Origin of the sequence: Citrobacter koseri ATCC BAA-895, from assembly GCF_000018045.1 — a bacterium.
In the GTDB taxonomy this organism is placed as follows: domain Bacteria; phylum Pseudomonadota; class Gammaproteobacteria; order Enterobacterales; family Enterobacteriaceae; genus Citrobacter_B; species Citrobacter_B koseri.
In genome coordinates this window covers 2,421,637-2,438,497 of sequence record NC_009792.1, presented here as the reverse complement: position 1 = coordinate 2,438,497, position 16,861 = coordinate 2,421,637, and the positions used below count along the sequence as shown (strand labels likewise).

Annotated in this window: 17 protein-coding genes and 1 tRNA gene; 8 read left to right on the top strand and 10 right to left on the bottom strand. The window is 51.5% G+C overall.

Translation table 11 applies throughout. The features are described from left to right. Positions 1-83 precede the first annotated feature (83 nt). Positions 84-806, bottom strand: coding sequence for a UDP-2,3-diacylglucosamine diphosphatase (gene lpxH / locus CKO_RS11180; protein ID WP_012133460.1), 723 nt, complete (start codon positions 804-806; stop codon positions 84-86). A gap of 2 nt (positions 807-808) precedes the next feature. Next, positions 809-1,303 carry a peptidylprolyl isomerase B gene (gene ppiB / locus CKO_RS11175; RefSeq protein WP_003021875.1) on the bottom strand — a complete coding sequence of 165 codons (495 nt, stop codon included), beginning with the start codon at positions 1,301-1,303 and terminating at the stop codon, positions 809-811. A 173-nt stretch (positions 1,304-1,476) separates the two neighbouring features. On the opposite strand from ppiB, the gene cysS reads away from it, so the two are divergent. Further along, positions 1,477-2,862 (top strand): cysteine--tRNA ligase, encoded by a 1,386-nt coding sequence (gene cysS, locus CKO_RS11170; protein ID WP_012133458.1) that lies wholly within the window; start codon positions 1,477-1,479, stop codon positions 2,860-2,862. A 98-nt stretch (positions 2,863-2,960) separates the two neighbouring features. Here the strand turns inward: cysS and ybcJ are convergent, their stop codons facing one another. After that, positions 2,961-3,173, bottom strand: coding sequence for a ribosome-associated protein YbcJ (gene ybcJ / locus CKO_RS11165; RefSeq protein ID WP_012133457.1), 213 nt, complete (start codon positions 3,171-3,173; stop codon positions 2,961-2,963). A gap of 1 nt (position 3,174) precedes the next feature. Continuing rightward, positions 3,175-4,041, bottom strand: a complete 867-nt coding sequence (gene folD, locus CKO_RS11160; protein WP_012133456.1) for a bifunctional methylenetetrahydrofolate dehydrogenase/methenyltetrahydrofolate cyclohydrolase FolD — start codon at positions 4,039-4,041, stop codon at positions 3,175-3,177. Between the two features lie 576 nt (positions 4,042-4,617). On the opposite strand from folD, the gene fimA reads away from it, so the two are divergent. From fimA to sfmF, 6 genes are all read left to right on the top strand, one after another. Beyond that, a complete protein-coding gene (gene fimA, locus CKO_RS11155; protein ID WP_024130577.1) occupies positions 4,618-5,169 on the top strand; it encodes a type 1 fimbrial major subunit FimA in 552 nt (183 codons plus the stop codon). Positions 5,170-5,244: 75 nt separating this feature from the next. After that, entirely contained in the window at positions 5,245-5,778 is a 534-nt protein-coding gene (gene fimI / locus CKO_RS11150) for a type 1 fimbrial protein subunit FimI (protein ID WP_012133454.1), read from the top strand. 44 nt (positions 5,779-5,822) lie between these two features. Then, positions 5,823-6,515: a type 1 fimbria chaperone FimC gene (gene fimC / locus CKO_RS11145; RefSeq protein WP_012133453.1), complete on the top strand. Its 693-nt coding sequence runs from the start codon at positions 5,823-5,825 to the stop codon at positions 6,513-6,515. A 31-nt stretch (positions 6,516-6,546) separates the two neighbouring features. After that, positions 6,547-9,159 (top strand): fimbrial biogenesis usher protein, encoded by a 2,613-nt coding sequence (locus tag CKO_RS11140; RefSeq protein ID WP_012133452.1) that lies wholly within the window; start codon positions 6,547-6,549, stop codon positions 9,157-9,159. A gap of 13 nt (positions 9,160-9,172) precedes the next feature. Beyond that, the gene (fimH, locus tag CKO_RS11135; RefSeq protein WP_012133451.1) at positions 9,173-10,180 is read left to right on the top strand and encodes a type 1 fimbria D-mannose specific adhesin FimH; all 1,008 of its coding nucleotides are present in this window, start codon (positions 9,173-9,175) and stop codon (positions 10,178-10,180) included. Positions 10,181-10,195: 15 nt separating this feature from the next. Next, positions 10,196-10,708 carry a fimbria assembly protein gene (sfmF, locus tag CKO_RS11130; RefSeq protein ID WP_012133450.1) on the top strand — a complete coding sequence of 171 codons (513 nt, stop codon included), beginning with the start codon at positions 10,196-10,198 and terminating at the stop codon, positions 10,706-10,708. A 55-nt stretch (positions 10,709-10,763) separates the two neighbouring features. Here sfmF and fimZ read toward each other — a convergent pair whose 3' ends face one another. The 4 genes from fimZ to fimW form a co-directional block, all read right to left on the bottom strand. After that, positions 10,764-11,396: a fimbria biosynthesis transcriptional regulator FimZ gene (gene fimZ / locus CKO_RS11125; RefSeq protein WP_012133449.1), complete on the bottom strand. Its 633-nt coding sequence runs from the start codon at positions 11,394-11,396 to the stop codon at positions 10,764-10,766. A gap of 602 nt (positions 11,397-11,998) precedes the next feature. Further along, positions 11,999-12,721 (bottom strand): fimbria biosynthesis regulator FimY, encoded by a 723-nt coding sequence (gene fimY / locus CKO_RS11120; protein ID WP_012133448.1) that lies wholly within the window; start codon positions 12,719-12,721, stop codon positions 11,999-12,001. A 19-nt stretch (positions 12,722-12,740) separates the two neighbouring features. Beyond that, complete coding sequence (locus CKO_RS11115) at positions 12,741-13,466, bottom strand: EAL domain-containing protein (RefSeq protein WP_024130575.1); 726 nt, start codon at positions 13,464-13,466, stop codon at positions 12,741-12,743. Between the two features lie 178 nt (positions 13,467-13,644). Beyond that, positions 13,645-14,238, bottom strand: a complete 594-nt coding sequence (gene fimW / locus CKO_RS11110; RefSeq protein ID WP_012133446.1) for a fimbria biosynthesis transcriptional regulator FimW — start codon at positions 14,236-14,238, stop codon at positions 13,645-13,647. A 257-nt stretch (positions 14,239-14,495) separates the two neighbouring features. Between fimW and CKO_RS11105 the strand changes: the two genes are divergently transcribed. Further along, positions 14,496-14,572 (top strand) — tRNA-Arg (locus tag CKO_RS11105). Between the two features lie 57 nt (positions 14,573-14,629). On the opposite strand, the gene CKO_RS11100 is transcribed toward CKO_RS11105, so the two are convergent. Continuing rightward, positions 14,630-16,081 carry a Cu(+)/Ag(+) sensor histidine kinase gene (locus CKO_RS11100; RefSeq protein ID WP_012133444.1) on the bottom strand — a complete coding sequence of 484 codons (1,452 nt, stop codon included), beginning with the start codon at positions 16,079-16,081 and terminating at the stop codon, positions 14,630-14,632. Further along, positions 16,071-16,754 (bottom strand): copper response regulator transcription factor CusR, encoded by a 684-nt coding sequence (gene cusR / locus CKO_RS11095; RefSeq protein WP_024130574.1) that lies wholly within the window; start codon positions 16,752-16,754, stop codon positions 16,071-16,073. Before cusR ends, CKO_RS11100 begins: the two co-directional genes overlap by 11 nt. Between the last annotated feature and the right edge of the window lie 107 nt (positions 16,755-16,861).

Genomic DNA, 16,861 nt, shown 5'->3' with positions numbered 1-16,861 from the left:
TTTTGAGGGCACAGAGAATAGCACGGAAATACGCCAAGGAAAACGGTTGCGTACCTTATGACGTCGTCAATTCACGGGAGAGGTTAAAACGGGAAATGGAGAAGCTCAACGTCATCCGGCGTGACTTTTACCATCGACCCTTCGCTATGCCAGGCGCCTAAAACAACGCGGAACGCGGGTTTGCCGTTAGCGCTCAGTTCGTGAACGTCCGGGCGATGGGTATGACCATGAATCAGCCATTGCACATGGTGTTTTTCCATTTCGACCACCACGGCCTGTGGATTAACGTCCATGATCTCCAGTGACTTGCTGCTGTTGGCGGCTTTGCTGCCTGCGCGCATTCTGGCGGCAATACGATTGCGGATAAACAGCGGCAGGGCGAGGAACAGCGTCTGTAGCCAGGGTTTGTGAACTTTGGCGCGAAACGCCTGGTAACCGGCATCGTCGGTGCAGAGCGTGTCGCCGTGCATAATCAATACGCGACGACCATAGAGGTCGAGCACCTTTTCCTGCGGCAATAGCGTCATTCCGCTTTCACGGGCAAAGCGTTTGCCGATCAAAAAATCACGGTTGCCGTGAATAAAGAAGCAGGGTACGCCGGAATCTACAACGGCTTTAATGGCTGCGGCCATTTCGCGGTGCAGCGGGTTGGGATCGTCGTCGCCTATCCAGGCTTCGAAAAGGTCGCCAAGAATGTACAGCGCATCGGCCTGGCGCGCGTCACCGGCTAAAAAACGCAGAAAACCGGCGGTGATCGCCGGTTCTTCCGTGCAGAGGTGAAGGTCTGCAATAAACAGTGTCGCCACGATTACTCGCTGACGGTCACGTTTTCGATGATAACGTCTTCTTTCGGCACGTCCTGATGCATACCGCTGCGGCCTGTTGATACGCCTTTGATTTTATCAACCACGTCCATGCCTTCCACGACTTCAGCGAATACGCAGTAGCCCCAGCCCTGCATGCTTTCGCCAGAGAAGTTCAGGAAGTCGTTGTCGGCCACGTTGATGAAGAACTGCGCCGTTGCGGAGTGTGGAGCCTGAGTACGCGCCATTGCCAGCGTGCCACGGGTGTTTTTCAGACCGTTGTTGGCTTCGTTTTTGATCGCTTCTTTGGTCGCTTTCTGCTTCATGCCAGGTTCAAAACCGCCGCCCTGAATCATGAAACCGTTAATAACACGGTGGAAAATGGTGTTGTTGTAAAAACCTTCGCGGCAGTAGTCCAGGAAGTTTTTAACTGTTTCAGGCGCTTTGTCATCAAACGTTTTGATTACGATATCGCCGTGATTAGTGTGGAAAGTAACCATTTTTGCATCCTGTTCCGATATAGTGGTGCTTCGACCCCGGTAAGGGTCACATATAGGGGGGTGTTATAGCATAACCGCACGCTGCGATCACCTCGCAAAGTGTGCTGCTTCGATTACGAATAATATGTATCATACGGATATTATTACCCACACACGTCTATACGGAATCTTCGATGTTAAAAATCTTTAATACACTGACGCGCCAAAAAGAGGAATTCAAACCTATTCATGCCGGGGAAGTCGGCATGTACGTGTGTGGTATTACCGTTTACGACCTCTGTCATATCGGTCACGGGCGTACGTTTGTCGCCTTCGACGTCGTCGCGCGCTATTTGCGTTTCCTCGGTTATACGCTGAAGTACGTGCGTAACATTACCGATATCGACGACAAGATCATTAAACGGGCGAACGAAAACGGTGAAAGCTTTGTCGCGCTGGTCGATCGTATGATTGCGGAGATGCACAAAGATTTCGACGCGCTGAATATTCTGCGCCCGGATCTGGAGCCGCGTGCAACGCACCATATCGCCGAAATTATTGAGATCACCGAACAGCTGATCGCCAAAGGTCACGCTTATGTGGCGGATAATGGCGACGTGATGTTCGACGTGCCGACCGACCCGAACTACGGTCAGCTGTCGCGCCAGGATCTGGAACAGCTACAGGCGGGCGCCCGCGTTGACGTCGTTGACGTAAAACACAACCCGATGGACTTCGTGCTGTGGAAGATGTCCAAAGAGGGCGAACCGAGCTGGCCGTCGCCGTGGGGCGCGGGTCGTCCGGGTTGGCACATTGAATGTTCCGCCATGAACTGCAAACAGCTGGGCAACCATTTTGATATTCATGGCGGCGGTTCCGACTTGATGTTCCCGCACCATGAGAACGAAATCGCCCAGTCTACCTGCGCGCACGACGGTGAGTATGTGAACTACTGGATGCACTCCGGCATGGTGATGGTGGATCGTGAGAAGATGTCGAAATCACTGGGCAACTTCTTTACCGTGCGCGATGTGCTGAAATACTACGACGCGGAAACCGTTCGCTACTTCCTGATGTCCGGCCACTATCGTAGCCAGCTCAACTACAGCGAAGAGAACCTCAAGCAGGCGCGTTCCGCCCTGGAGCGTCTGTACACCGCGCTGCGCGGAACGGACAAAACCGTTGCGCCTGCGGGCGGCGAAGCGTTTGAAGCGCGTTTTGTGGAGGCGATGAACGACGATTTCAACACGCCGGAAGCCTACTCTGTGCTGTTTGATATGGCGCGTGAGGTGAACCGTCTGAAGAGTGAGGATATGGCTGCCGCGAATGCGATGGCGTCACATCTGCGTAAAATTTCCGGCGTACTGGGGCTGCTGGAGCAGGAGCCGGAAGCGTTCCTGCAAAGCGGAGCGCAGGCGGATGACGGCGAATTGGCTGAAATCGAAGCGTTAATTCAACAGCGTCTGGATGCGCGTAAAGCCAAAGACTGGGCGGCGGCGGATGCGGCGCGTGACCGTCTGAATGAGATGGGCATCGTGCTGGAAGATGGTCCGCAAGGGACAACCTGGCGCCGTAAATAACGTCATTGCCGAATGGCGGCTAACGCCTTATCCGGCCTACACTGGCATAACCAGTAGGCCGGATAAGACGCGATAGCGTCGCCATCCGGCACTCTGAATCAGGCGACGACGTTAACGCTTTGCCCTGCGAAGCTGACGGTTTGCCCGACAACAATTTTGCAGCGTTTGCGGGTTTCAACCGCGCCATCAACCTTCACTAAACCTTCTGCAATGGCAATTTTCGCCTGGGCACCGCTTTCGCTCCAGCCTTCCAGTTTGAGCAGGTCGCACAACTCAACGTGCGGGTGCTTGCCTAAAGAGAATGTTGCCATGTTATTTACCTTGTGGATCGTGATATTCAACGCACGCCTGTAGCGTGTTTTCGATAAGTGTTGCGACCGTCATCGGACCGACGCCGCCCGGCACCGGGGTGATATAGGATGCGCGCGCGGCAGCGTCTTCAAAGACCACATCGCCGACCACTTTACCATTTTCCAGTCGGTTGATTCCGACATCAATCACGATGGCGCCTTCTTTAATCCACTCGCCGGGAATAAATCCGGGTTTGCCGACGGCGACAATCAGCAGATCGGCGTGTTCAACATGGCGACGCAGATCTTTGGTGAAGCGGTGAGTCACGGTCGTTGTGCAGCCTGCCAGCAGCAGTTCCATGCTCATCGGGCGACCGACGATATTCGAGGCGCCGATGACGACGGCATTCAGTCCGAAGGTATCGATGTTGTAACGCTCCAGCAGCGTGACGATGCCGCGCGGCGTACAGGGGCGCAGACGCGGCGCGCGCTGGCACAGACGGCCTACGTTATAGGGATGGAAACCATCTACGTCTTTGTCCGGCGCAATGCGTTCCAGCACTTTGACGTTATCGATGCCCGCCGGTAACGGCAACTGCACCAGAATACCGTCGATAGTGTTGTCGGCGTTAAGCGTATCAATCAGCTCCAGCAGTTCTGCTTCGCTGGTGGTTTCGGGCAGGTCATAGGAGCGGGAGACGAATCCCACCTCTTCACAGGCTTTGCGCTTACTCGCCACATAAATCTGCGAAGCCGGGTTGCTGCCTACCAATACAACGGCCAACCCTGGGGCGCGAAGTCCGGCCGCGACACGCGCCTGAACTTTTTGAGCAACCTCAGAGCGCACCTGCTGCGCAATCGTTTTACCGTCAATAATCTTTGCTGCCATCAGAGAGAGGATTCCGTCTGTTACATTAAGTCGAAGGGGATGTGGCTATTTTGTCAGAAGCGGGGCGCGCTGTCAGTTATCGTTTGCGTCTTTACGTGTGATCGGTGCAGTGACCGCTGCGATACGGGCTGCGGCGAGGGGCAAAATCCTGTGGGCAATTAATGAGCAACCTAATCAAAATTAACCTAAAAGAAACAATTCATCACCCTGCTAAAATTAGGGGGAATGCCGCGAAAAACGTGGCGTTAAGTGTGATATTGAACACTTTTATATAAAAAAGGCTTAGACCTGTCCTATATCCCAATAAGAATTTACCTGGGCTAATTAAAGAGATTGAAGGTATTTTTCACTTATTGAAATGTTTAATTTATCCCTGTGACGAATTGTCATATTCGTAAAGATTAATTAGTGAATCTAATGCTCAGGAGAGTTGGGGTAAAAAGGTTAGCTAATTCTCTTTCGATATATATCTTTACAGGATGCAGAGATAATTAGCCTGACATTATTATGTCGATTTTGATTCAAACGGTTCCCGCAGGAAACTGGAGCCGAATGTGCGTAATTCAAGGGAAATCCATGAAACTTAAATTAATGACCTCTTCCGTTATTGCTGGCCTGATGTTTGCTGCTGGTGCGGCTCATGCCGATCCGGTAAGCGTTAGCGGCGGTACGGTTCACTTCGAAGGTGAGCTGGTCAATGCAGCGTGTGCCGTTAGCACGAAATCTGCCGATCAGACCGTGACCCTGGGCCAGTATCGTACCGCCAGCTTTACCGCTGTTGGCGATACCAGCGCACAGATTCCGTTCACCATTGTACTGAATGACTGCGATCCGAGCGTAGCAGCGACCGCTGCCGTTGCGTTCTCTGGTCAGGCTGACGGTACAAACGACAGCCTGCTGGCAGTCGTGTCTGGTGACAATGGCACCACGGCAGGCGGCGTAGGGATCGAAATTCTTGATAACACCTCTTCTCCGCTGAAGCCAGACGGCGCGACCTTCTCTACGGCTCAGGCGCTGGTAGAAGGTAGCAACACGCTGCGTTTCACCGCGCGTTATAAAGCGACTGCTGCGGACACCACGCCGGGTCAGGCTAACGCCGACGCAACCTTCATCATGAAGTACGAATAAACCCACCAGGGATTCAGGGATGTGGCAAGCCTCAATGGATGAGGCGCTATCCGGGGACGATAAGTGATACAGCAGATGATTAGCAAAGGCGTGGCGCTGGTGGGGCTGATTTGCGCGATGCCCGCATTCGCGCATACGGTGATACTGGAGAGCGGTAATCTTCACCTGCGGGGCCAGTTGGTAAACGGCGCCTGCGCGGTGAATTCCGAAAGCCAGGATCTCCGTGTACAGATGGGGCAATACCGCACCAATGTCTTTTCTGGCACCGGGAGTTTCGCCCCGACCAGCATTCCTTTCGCGCTGCGATTAACCGATTGTAGTTCAGAGGTTTATAGCCATGTTGGGATCGCTTTTTCCGGTGTGACTCCCGCAGAAGATCCGCAGGTATTCCTGGCGCGCAGCGACACGGCGGCGACCTCCGGTATTGGTCTGGCATTATTTGATGAAGAACAACGGCAAATCATACCCAATTCCTTGCCGCTTCATTATGCCCCTATTTTAACGCAAGAAATGACATTTCATTTCACGGCTCGCTATCGGGCAATCTCGGAAAATATGACGCCGGGAAGTATTCATTCAGATGTGTGGTTTACGCTGGTTTACCCCTGATTTGTTTTCCGGGCGTTGATAAAACGCAAAAGGTATTTTTTGCCATGCTTAATTATATAAAATCAGGCCTTATTATTTTTATTGCCTTATGGACTTCAATGAGTGCGCAGGCGGCCGGGGGAATTGCATTAGGCGCCACCCGCGTTATTTATCCGGCGGACGCCAAACAGACTTCGCTGGCAATTAGCAACAGCGCATCGAAAGAGCGTTATCTGGTTAATTCATGGATTGAGAACAGCGCCGGCGTCAAAGAAAAATCGTTCGTTGTTACACCGCCGCTGTTTGTCAGCGAACCCAAAAGTGAAAACACGCTGCGTATTATTTATGCCGGACAGCCCCTGCCTGCCGATCGGGAGTCTTTGTTCTGGATGAACGTGAAAGCGATACCGTCGGTGGATAAAAACAGCCTTGAAGGCAAAAACGTCCTGCAACTGGCGATCCTGTCGCGCATTAAGCTGTTTGTTCGCCCTGCCAATCTGCCGCAGGTGCAGGAAGACGCGCCAGGAATGCTGCAATTCTCCCGTTCCGGGAACCACCTGAAAATCACCAATCCGTCTGCTTACTATCTCACGCTGGTCAATCTCAAAGTGGGAAATCAGAAGGTTGATAACGTCATGGTCGCGCCGAAGAACAATACCCAGATTCTGCTTCCGGCAGGCGCGCAGGGAAGTGTGACGTTCCAGACGGTAAATGATTACGGTGCGCTGACACCGGCGAAAACGGTTAGCTTGCGCTGATCGGAATGTGTGAAGCCACACTGAGAAAACGATGAAGAAGATAACGTATCTTCCCGGTTCACTGCCGGGGTATACGCCACATCTGACGGGGGGGGCGTTGTCCATATTGGCGGCGCTCTATCCGGCGATAAGTCATGGCGAAAGTTACTTTAACCCGGCTTTTTTGTCGGCAGATGCTGCGTCCGTGGCAGATTTGTCACGTTTTGAGAAAGGCAATCACCAGCCCCCGGGCATCTATCGGGTGGATATCTGGCGCAACGATGAGTTCGTCGCGACCCAGGATATTCGCTTTGAAACCTCGTCGACGAAAACCGGTGAAAAATCAGGCGGATTAATGCCCTGTTTTGATCTGGCGTGGATCAAAAGGCTGGGGGTAAATACCACCGCCTTTCCTGCGCTTGGGCAAAGCCAGGAGGAGACCTGCATCAATTTGCCAGAGGCGATTCCCGGCGCTGAAATCGCTTTTGATTTTTCCTCAATGCGTTTAAATATCAGTCTTCCGCAGGCGTCAATGCTGAACAGCGCGCGCGGGTATATCCCGCCGGAAGAGTGGGATGAGGGGATTCCCGCCGCGCTTATCAACTACAGTTTTACCGGCAGTCGCGGGACGAACAGCGACAGCTATTTTTTAAGCCTGATGAGCGGCCTGAACTATGGCTCGTGGCGGTTGCGTAACAACGGCGCGTGGAGCTATTCCAAAGGCGACGGATACCACTCGCAAAGCTGGAAAAACATCGGCACCTGGGTACAACGCGCCATTATCCCGTTGAAAAGCGAACTGGTGATGGGGGACAGCAACACCGGCAACGACGTGTTTGACAGCGTGGGCTTTCGCGGGGCGCGACTCTACTCTTCCGACAATATGTACCCTGATAGCCTGCAAGGCTATGCGCCGACCGTGCGTGGGATCGCCCGTACCGCCGCAAAACTGACTATCCGCCAGAACGGCTATGTGATCTATCAGAGCTATGTCTCACCGGGCGCTTTCGCGATCACCGACCTCAACCCAACGTCTTCAAGCGGCGACCTGGACGTGACGGTTGATGAGAAAGACGGCAGTCAGCAGCGCTATACGGTGCCGTACTCCACCGTTCCGCTGTTGCAGCGCGAAGGACGTATGAAGTTCGACCTGGTGGCGGGGGATTTTCGCAGCGGCAATAGCCAGCAATCCTCGCCATTCTTCTTCCAGGGAACGCTGATCGCCGGTCTGCCTGAAGGGTATACCGCTTATGGCGGCACGCAGCTGGCTTCGCGCTACAGCTCGGTGGTGCTGGGGGCCGGACGGAACCTGGGCGACTGGGGCGCGGTTTCGGTAGACGTCACCCACGCCCGCAGCCAACTGGCGGATGACAGCACCCACCAGGGGCAGTCGCTGCGTTTCCTGTACGCCAAGTCGTTGAACAACTACGGCACTAACTTCCAGTTACTGGGCTATCGCTATTCCACGCGCGGATTCTACACGCTTGACGATGTGGCGTACCGCAGTATGGAAGGGTACGAGTATGAATATGACAGCGAAGGTAAGCGTCATAAAGTGCCGGTAGTGCAGAGCTATCACAACCTGAACTACAGCAAAAAAGGCCGATTCCAGGTCAACATTTCACAGAATCTGGGGGATTACGGCTCGCTGTATATCTCCGGCAGTCAGCAAACATACTGGAACACGTCGGATGCCAATACCTGGTATCAACTGGGATATGCCAGCGGCTGGCAAGGGATCAGCTACTCCCTTTCCTGGTCGTGGAATGAATCCGTAGGGATTTCCGGCACCGATCGCATTCTGGCATTCAACATGTCGGTTCCGTTCAGCGTGCTCACCGGGCGACGCTACTCGCGCGACAATGCCCTGGATCGCACCTACGCCACCTTTAACGCGAACCGGAACAGCAATGGACAGAACAGCTGGCAGACCGGCATCGGCGGGACATTGTTAGACGGGCGTAACCTGAGCTACAGCGTGAACCAGGGACACAGCAGCACCAATGGCTACAGCGGCAGCGCCAGCGCGAACTGGCAGGCGGCTTACGGGACGCTCGGCGTGGGGTACAACTACGATCGAGACCAGCATGACTACAACTGGCAGCTGTCTGGCGGCGTGGTCGGTCATGCGGACGGCATCACGCTCAGTCAGCCTTTAGGCGATACCAATGTCCTGATTAAAGCGCCAGGCGCCGAAGGGGTGCATATAGAAAACCAGACCGGGGTGCAAACTGACTGGCGCGGATATGCGGTCATGCCTTATGCCACCGTATATCGCTATAACCGTGTCGCGCTGGATACCAACTCAATGGATAACCACACCGATGTGGAGAATAACGTCAGCAGCGTGGTGCCGACGCAAGGGGCGCTGGTACGCGCTGCCTTTGACACGCGAATCGGCGTGCGCGCAATTGTCACCGCAAAACAGGGCGATCGCCCGGTGCCGTTTGGCTCAATTGTGCGCGAAACCGCCAGCGGCGTCACCAGTATGGCGGGCGATGACGGGCAAATTTATCTGAGCGGACTGCCGCTGAAAGGGGAACTGCTGATTCAGTGGGGAGAGGGAGCGAACGCCCGCTGCGTGGCGCATTATTCCCTGCCTGAAGAGAGCCTGAAGCAGGCGGTGACGCTGCTTAATGCGACCTGTAAACGTCCGTCGTCATGAAAGGTAAGAAAAGATGAAAATGAAATCAGGGTTGTTGCCGGGCGCCATCGCATTATTGCTGGCGAATCCGGCATGGGCGACGATCTGCCATAACTCGAACGGTACGCCGACCGATGTGTTTTACGATCTGTCGAATGTTTTTACCAGCAGCAATAATCAGGTAGGACAGGTGGTGACGCTGCCGGAGAAATCGGGCTGGGTTGGCGTACAGGCGACGTGTCCTGCTGGTACGAATGTGGATTATACCTTTCGAAGCTATGTGACCGAACTTCCCGTGCAAAGTACGGAAGGGGGATTCCAGTATCTCAAGCTCAATGACTACCTGCTGGGGGCGATGAGTATCACCGACAGCGCTGCCGGATTATTTTATCCGCCCCGTAATTATATTCGCATGGGGACGCACCCCAATGTACCGAAACAAAAGCCCTTCGGCGTGATGGACTCTAAGCTGATCTTTAAACTCAAAGTGATACGGCCTTTTATCAACATGGTGCCGATTCCCCGCCAGACCATGTTCTCGGTGTATGTCACCACCAGCACCGGCGATGCCCTGAGCACGCCGGTTTATACCATCAGCTACAGCGGTAAAGTCGAGGTTCCGCAAAGCTGTGAAGTGAATGCCGGGCAGGTTGTGGAATTTGATTTTGGCGATATCGGCGCCGCGCTGTTCAGCAAAGCCGGGGCGGGAAATCGCCCGGAAGGGGTGACGCCGCAGACAAAAACGGTCGCCATAAAATGTACGAACGTCGCGGCGCAGGCCTATTTATCGATGCGTCTGGAGGCGGAGAAAATCTCCGGGCAGGCGATGGTCTCTGATAATCCCGACTTAGGCTTTATCGTTTCCGACAGCGGCGGCGTGCCGCTGACGCCTAACAATCTGGCCAGCAAAATTCCATTCCGTCTGGATGACAGCGCCGCCGCCAGCGTGGGGATACGCGCATGGCCGGTAAGCATCACGGGGAGTAAACCGACGGAAGGGCCTTTTACCGCTCGTGGGTATCTGCGTGTGGATTACGACTAAGGGGAGCGCACAGCCATGAGACTTTTGCTGGCTATTTTTTGCAGCGTGTTGCTAAGCCCGCTTTGCCGGGCTGACACCGCTCTGGGCGAGATTAATATTGAACTGCGCGGTAATGTTGTGGACTTCACCTGCACCGCAGTGACCGGTGACAGTAACAAAACGGTCGAGCTGGGCACCTGGCCCACGAAGCAGTTGAAAACCAGCGGCGATACCACCCAGCCCGTGCCTTTCAGCATCAAACTTGAGGGCTGCCCGCCGGGCGCGGCGTCGATGACCTTTTCAGGAACGCCAGCGGCGGGGACGTCGCTGCTGGCGCTGGATGATGCGGTCATGGCGCAAAAAGTGGCCATTGAGATCCGCGACAGCGATCGCAGCAGATTACCGCTTGAGCAAGCCAGCCAGTCGGTAAGCGTTGATGAAAACGGTAATGCTACGCTGACGTTTTATGCGAATTACATTGCGTTGGCCGATGGCGTTCAGCCAGGAGTCGCAAAGGCGGATGCGACTTTTATGATCAATTACAACTGAAGCCCGATCCCAATAACGTACTCCCGAACGATCTCTCGTCGGGAGTCAGCCACGATCACAGCAAGTCGTGTACCTTCGCGTAATCAATAAGCTCAACAATGGTATGCAGGCCGAGTTTCGAAAAGATGTTCGCTTTATGCGCGCTGATGGTTTTGTTACTCAGCAAGAGCTGCTCTGCGATTTCTTTATTCGATAAACCGTTGGCGAGATAGCGCAGTACCGTAACCTCCCTGTTTGAGAGCGGCATATCATTGTGCTCACCTTTTCGTGAACTGGTATTACTGATAAAATTTAGCGTCTCTGAAGGAAAAAAAGAATATCCTGATAAGATCATTTTCACTGCGTTATAAATATCATTGAGATCCTTTCTTTTACTGACAAATCCGTTTGCGCCTGCCCGGATAGCTCTCCCGGCATAAAAAGATTCAGATTTAGACGACAAGAAAAGAATTTTGGTATTTTCTTGTATTGATTTGATTCGTTTAAGCAGTGTAAATCCATCTGTACCCGGCAGCTCTATATCCAGGATGACCAGATCCACAGGATATGTGCGCAGATAATCTACCGCGGTACGATTGTCATCGGTTTTCAGGACAACCTGGATATTACTATTCTTTTCGAGAAGCACTTCTATCGACATTCTGACAATAGGGTGTTCGTCCATAATGATAACGGATGCAGGTTTCATTGTTGTATGCCTCAGACTGTTTGCGCGTCTTCCGTTTGCGGATAAGCGTCAGACACTATTAATTATCAAATAGCCAGAATATACCTCACGAACCTGGGAAGTGGTGAAGGTAATACCATCCTTGTTAACTGACTATTTTGCGTAAGAGCAATAAGCGTGGGGAATATCCATTTCGCACCAACAAAAAAGAAAATTCTGATTAACTAAGAATAGGGAGGATTATACCTGGTCTATTTTTTCGGAAAAGGCTTACGGTACACAAATCGGTGCTGGCTGTTAGGATGTTCTGCATGTTTTAGACTGTTTAATAGCGTTTGGTTTTATTCTCTATTGAATCAATGTTTCGTGGCTAAAAGTATTTTTTTTAAATATAAAAACAACACAAAAGACCAATTGTTTAGTTTCTGTTATGTGACTTTTGGGCAAATTTTCAACGATGAGGCCGTGAGAGCCCGTCAATTGAAGGATTATAGAGAAAGAGGGATTTTCCTATGATACCAGGAATAGTTGTAAATATTAATTTTATGTAAAAAATTTACATTTAGTCAGGCGTTAAAATAAGTAATTTCTTAAAAAATCTTATAGCTTAAGAGGTTAGCGTGTTAAATTAAGTGAAGAGAAGTGACGCTAAGGCGATGTATCAGATACAGCAAACTGTGTCGATGCGGCAGATCCAACTGAGTAATAAGTTGATTGAGTCGGTAGATCACCCGGTGATAAGGCGTATTGAGTAAAAGCGCGATTTCCTTTAAAGACATACCCTGAGATAACGCGGAAATGATCTTCCAGTCAGTATGGCTAAAGGTGCTATCAGTATTTTGAACGGAGGGGGGAGATAATAAGGCGTTACGTAATGATGAGAGATTCTGGCGACGTTGCAGAATATAAAACTTACCGGCTTTTTGCATAAAACGCGTCAGACTAACATCCTTATCCGGCACCAGTAAGTAAACCTGGATATCGCTTCGCTCTCGGATAAGCAGGCGTAATCGCTCAAGCGTTTCGTAGCAGGAGACCGCCAGTCCAGCCATATCAACAATCAATTGTCTGATGCCCGTCTCTTCCAGCCTGCGTGAGGGTGATTCCAGAGAGCTGAACACCGCCGTGCGTTTTCCAGAAAATAAATAGCGATTCAGTGTATATCCGAGATAGTTATCCGTCGTGATAATAACCTGAGAGATTGTATTGTCCGGTAGGGCATAATTGAGACGTTGGGTCAGATATTCCAGACGATCAAATACCTGTGGTTCAAGGTGATGGTAGTGGTGAGTGCAATCGGTATTTCTTAAACGGCGATGTCTTTCTTTGCGAAGTGCGCTGCGCATCCTTTCCCTTTCCGTTTTTCTACTCTTTGTTTTGCAAAAGCGCGGGCCATAAGTATCCCTGGCCTAATTGGGCGCCAGAATGAAAAGCAATTTCTTTTTGCGCATGATTTTCAATACCTTCAATGAGTATGACATCTGCAATGTTATACCCCATAAAAATCACCTGGCGCAGTTTCTGAGGATGCAGAATTAGATCCCAGAACGCATTTTTATCCAGTTTCAGACCACTAAAACGCCAGCGGGCGGCAGCCACTTCTTTGATCAAATTTTCATCGACATCATCCAGCCAGACGGGAATTCCGATAGACTCAACCTGTTTTATTTTTTCATAGAGTTGGGAACGCTGGCGGCTATTAAGTGAAAAAAGCGTTTCTGGGTCCTGGATTTCAAGGATCAGATTGGATGGGCAGGAGGTTACTCCTGAATTAAAAAAATCCAGGTGTAAAAATACCTTTAGCGGTAAATTAAGAAAATAATGTACGCCTTTGGGATAATGCGTAATAGTGGCGACTTGCTGATAAAAATTCGCCACTATTTTTTCTGACGAGAGGTGGTGAAAAAAATGCTCAGTATTGACATGAAAAGGAACCTGAGTCAGAACTTCATAGCCAAAGGTGCGGGCAGAAGATAAATGGACTATCGGCTCAAGCTTTAAAGGATATTCCCAACAAAAAGGACGTTCCTTTTGAGTGCGCAATGTTGCAGAGTCAAGAATATTTCCCTGTAATACCGGGCGAGTTGCCACAAAAACACTCCTGTAGGCATAAAAAATGCCGCCGAATATTTTCGGTTCCTGACGGTTGTGCAATCAGGAAATATGATAAGTGTCATTGTGGCAGTATGTGAAAAATCGCTGTAGATGACGTTACTTAATCATCTGTGAGATATTTCTCAACATGATGGATGGAAAATTGAGAATATGTCTATTCTTGCAGAAAACCCAGGTTAACTCTGATGTAATTTAAGAACTGCTGTTCATTTTTTACGTGCAGTTTCTTCATGATGCTGCGGCGAATTGATTTGGTTTGTTCTTCGCTCAGCGAAAGAAGTACAGCAATTTCGCTTAACCGGTGCCCGCGGGCGACCATCTTTAAAAACTGGCGTTCCAGAATGGAGAAATGGCGAGTCGTACAGTAATGGCAAACAGAAGGGGGAACGCTGCGGCGAAGTGCCCGTTTACGCAAGATAAGCACCATCTTTTTGGTTATCTCATCAACATCGTCCTCCCGGTAAATATGCGGCAGCATATAGAGACACGGCCTGAACATAAGTTTGTCTTTATCGTATTCATTACAAATAATGACTCTCTGCTGGTGCCGGGTATGTACCGGTATCTGATAACATCCGGCACTAAACCAGTCTTCATCCAGCGATAAAAATGCGATATCCGCTTTGTCTATATCATCAGCAGGTAGAAATTGAATTTTCTGATGCCACTGATGAGTCAGACGAGTCATGATGATTTTAAGACCGTGTTCGAAATGGCTATTTTGTTCTTTTATGGCGACACTCAGCATAAAAAATATCCTGAACAGCTGGGAAGTGGGGAGGAAATAGTAAGTAAACGCATTAATTTTCTAAATACATTTATCCTTAAAATGCCACTTTATGCAGGCCGAGTTCTTACCAGGTGATTTCCTGGATAGTTGCGTAGCGCCAGAAAAAAAGATATTCGTACACTTCCTCAGCAACCAGAACAAAAGCCATTGACTCAGCAGGCGCTCACCGTATAATTCACGCGTTTCATCCGCATGAAGCCATCGCTTCACACAGTGCGCCCTTAGCTCAGTTGGATAGAGCAACGGCCTTCTAAGCCGTGGGTCGCAGGTTCGAATCCTGCAGGGCGCGCCAGTCTTTATTCTCGCCTTTCTGTCAGACTCCATTTCGCTGCGTCGTTATCACTGCATTTCAATCGCCATGTTTCGGCAATGTCAGAATAAAGCGCGTTGCGCGCAGATCGGACGTTACGGACACGGTTCCCTGATGGGCGATGACGATTGATTTCACAATCGCCAGCCCAATTCCGCTGCCTTCGCCCTTACGCTGTCGGGAAGGGTCAACCCGGTAGAAGCGGTCAAACAGGCGCGGTAAATGTTCTGGCGCAATGGGGGCGCCGGGATTTTCAACGGTAATCTGCGCCTGTCTGTCCATTTCTTTGAGCCGCACGGTGACGGCTTCGCCTTTCGGGGTGTAGCGCATGGCGTTAGACAGCAAGTTGCTGAGCGCTCTGCGTAACATGATGGGATCGCCGGATACCCAACACGCGCGTCCTTCAAAATGCAAACGCACTTCGCGTTCTTCCGCCCAGGCTTCAAAAAAGTCGAACACTTTGTGGACTTCATCCGCCAGGTCGAGCGCCTTTTTCTCCGGGATGAGCTGGTTATTGTCGGCCTGAGCCAGAAACAGCATGTCGCTTACCATCTTCGACATACGGCCAAACTCTTCGAGGTTGGAGTAGAGTACGTCTTCCAGCTCTTTTTGGCTGCGGGTCTGGCTTAGCGCAATCTCTGTTTGCGTCACCAGGTTCGTAATCGGGGTGCGAATTTCATGGGCGATATCCGCAGAGAAATTCGACTGGCGGGTAAAAACATCCTCAATGCGTTCAAGCATATGGTTAAACGAGAGCACCAGCCGCTCCAGCTCAATCGGAACGGCCTGCGGGTCAAGACGCACATCGAGGTCTTTCGACGTAATATTTTGAATCCGGCGGCTGACGCTGCGAATCGGTTCATGGCCTTTGTAGACGGCGAACAGCACAATAAAAATGATCATCATGCTAATCAGCGAAGCCGTCATAATCAGCTTATTTTTCAGATCGTTAATATAGTGCAGATGGAAGTCGATCGATAACGCCATATAGAGCGTGTAGGCCGGTTGCCCGTCTGCGAGTTGCCCGACCGGCAGGCGAATCATGCGCCATGCGGAATGAGTACCGTGCCCGTTAGCGTGCCTCTTGCTTTGTAAGTCCGGGCTGGACAACAAAAAGACATCGCCGTTACGTGCGCTGCTATCCGGCGTGGCTTTGGCGATAAACTGGCGAAGATCAGGCGAACCGGGAGAGTGAAAAATCGCCCGCTGGTTGGCATCTTCCAGCGAAATGATGACGTTCGAGTAACCGGCGGCAACGTTTTTTAGGATTTCCAGCCGACGCGCTTCCGGTTCGTCGGGATGTGTGAGGATTCGCTCCAGCGTCGCGCTGATCTCTTTCAGGTCATTGATATCCTGCTCGGCAAAATGCACTTTCACGGAGTGAATCATGATCCAGGCAAACGCGAAAAAAGAGGCAATGGTGGCGAGGCTGATGAAAAATGTCAGGCGCGTCGCCAGCGAGAAAGGGCGCTGAAAGCGTTTAGTCACCATCCGGTACCTCAAGCACATAGCCCACGCCGCGCACGGTCTGGATGAGTTTCGGTTCGAACTCGTTATCGATTTTCGCGCGCAGCCGTTTAACGGCAACGTCAATCGCGTTGGTATCGCTGTCAAAGTTCATATCCCAGACCTGGGAAGCGATCAGCGAGCGGGGCAAGACTTCTCCCTGGTGGCGGACGAAAAACTCCAGTAGCGTAAACTCTTTACTGGTGAGCGTGATGCGCATGCCGTTGCGGGTCACTTTTCTGCTAACCAGATCGAGCGTCAAATCCGCGACCTGAAACTGACTTTCGACCATCACCGCCGCGCCGCGACGCAGCAGCGTTCTGACGCGGGCCAGTAATTCAGCGAAAGCGAACGGTTTAACCAGATAGTCGTCAGCCCCCAGCTCCAGACCTTTTACCCTGTGTTCAATGGTGCCCAGCGCGGTAAGAAGAAGGATTGGCATGCCTTTGTTGGCGGTGCGCAGCATACGGACAATATCCCAGCCATTCACATCCGGCAGCATGATGTCGAGGATCAGCAGATCGTAATCTCCCGTCATCGCCAGGTGATACCCGTTAAGCCCGTTATCCGCCAGGTCCACCACGAAGCCCGCTTCCGTCAGACCTTTGGTCAGGTATTCACCGGTTTTTTTCTCGTCTTCGACTATCAGAATCTTCATCACGTCTTCCTTCACGTAAAGGTTGGGCGGGTTTTCAATTCTAGAGGAGCAGGATCGGATAGCAATCGGTTATTGGGAAAATGACAAAGTTGTCATTTTCCTGTCAC

Bases quoted from the DNA above. Each gene is read 5' to 3' on its own strand.
- fimW (WP_012133446.1), bottom strand. From the start codon at position 14,238: ATGCTGAGTGTCGCCATAAAAGAACAAAATAGCCATTTCGAACACGGT.
- sfmF (WP_012133450.1), top strand. From the start codon at position 10,196: ATGAGACTTTTGCTGGCTATTTTTTGCAGCGTGTTGCTAAGCCCGCTT.
- fimH (WP_012133451.1), top strand. From the start codon at position 9,173: ATGAAAATGAAATCAGGGTTGTTGCCGGGCGCCATCGCATTATTGCTG.
- fimI (WP_012133454.1), top strand. From the start codon at position 5,245: ATGATTAGCAAAGGCGTGGCGCTGGTGGGGCTGATTTGCGCGATGCCC.
- fimY (WP_012133448.1), bottom strand. From the start codon at position 12,721: ATGCGCAGCGCACTTCGCAAAGAAAGACATCGCCGTTTAAGAAATACC.
- CKO_RS11140 (WP_012133452.1), top strand. From the start codon at position 6,547: ATGAAGAAGATAACGTATCTTCCCGGTTCACTGCCGGGGTATACGCCA.
- fimA (WP_024130577.1), top strand. From the start codon at position 4,618: ATGAAACTTAAATTAATGACCTCTTCCGTTATTGCTGGCCTGATGTTT.
- CKO_RS11100 (WP_012133444.1), bottom strand. From the start codon at position 16,081: ATGGTGACTAAACGCTTTCAGCGCCCTTTCTCGCTGGCGACGCGCCTG.
- cysS (WP_012133458.1), top strand. From the start codon at position 1,477: ATGTTAAAAATCTTTAATACACTGACGCGCCAAAAAGAGGAATTCAAA.
- fimC (WP_012133453.1), top strand. From the start codon at position 5,823: ATGCTTAATTATATAAAATCAGGCCTTATTATTTTTATTGCCTTATGG.
- ppiB (WP_003021875.1), bottom strand. From the start codon at position 1,303: ATGGTTACTTTCCACACTAATCACGGCGATATCGTAATCAAAACGTTT.
- cusR (WP_024130574.1), bottom strand. From the start codon at position 16,754: ATGAAGATTCTGATAGTCGAAGACGAGAAAAAAACCGGTGAATACCTG.
- ybcJ (WP_012133457.1), bottom strand. From the start codon at position 3,173: ATGGCAACATTCTCTTTAGGCAAGCACCCGCACGTTGAGTTGTGCGAC.
- fimZ (WP_012133449.1), bottom strand. From the start codon at position 11,396: ATGAAACCTGCATCCGTTATCATTATGGACGAACACCCTATTGTCAGA.
- folD (WP_012133456.1), bottom strand. From the start codon at position 4,041: ATGGCAGCAAAGATTATTGACGGTAAAACGATTGCGCAGCAGGTGCGC.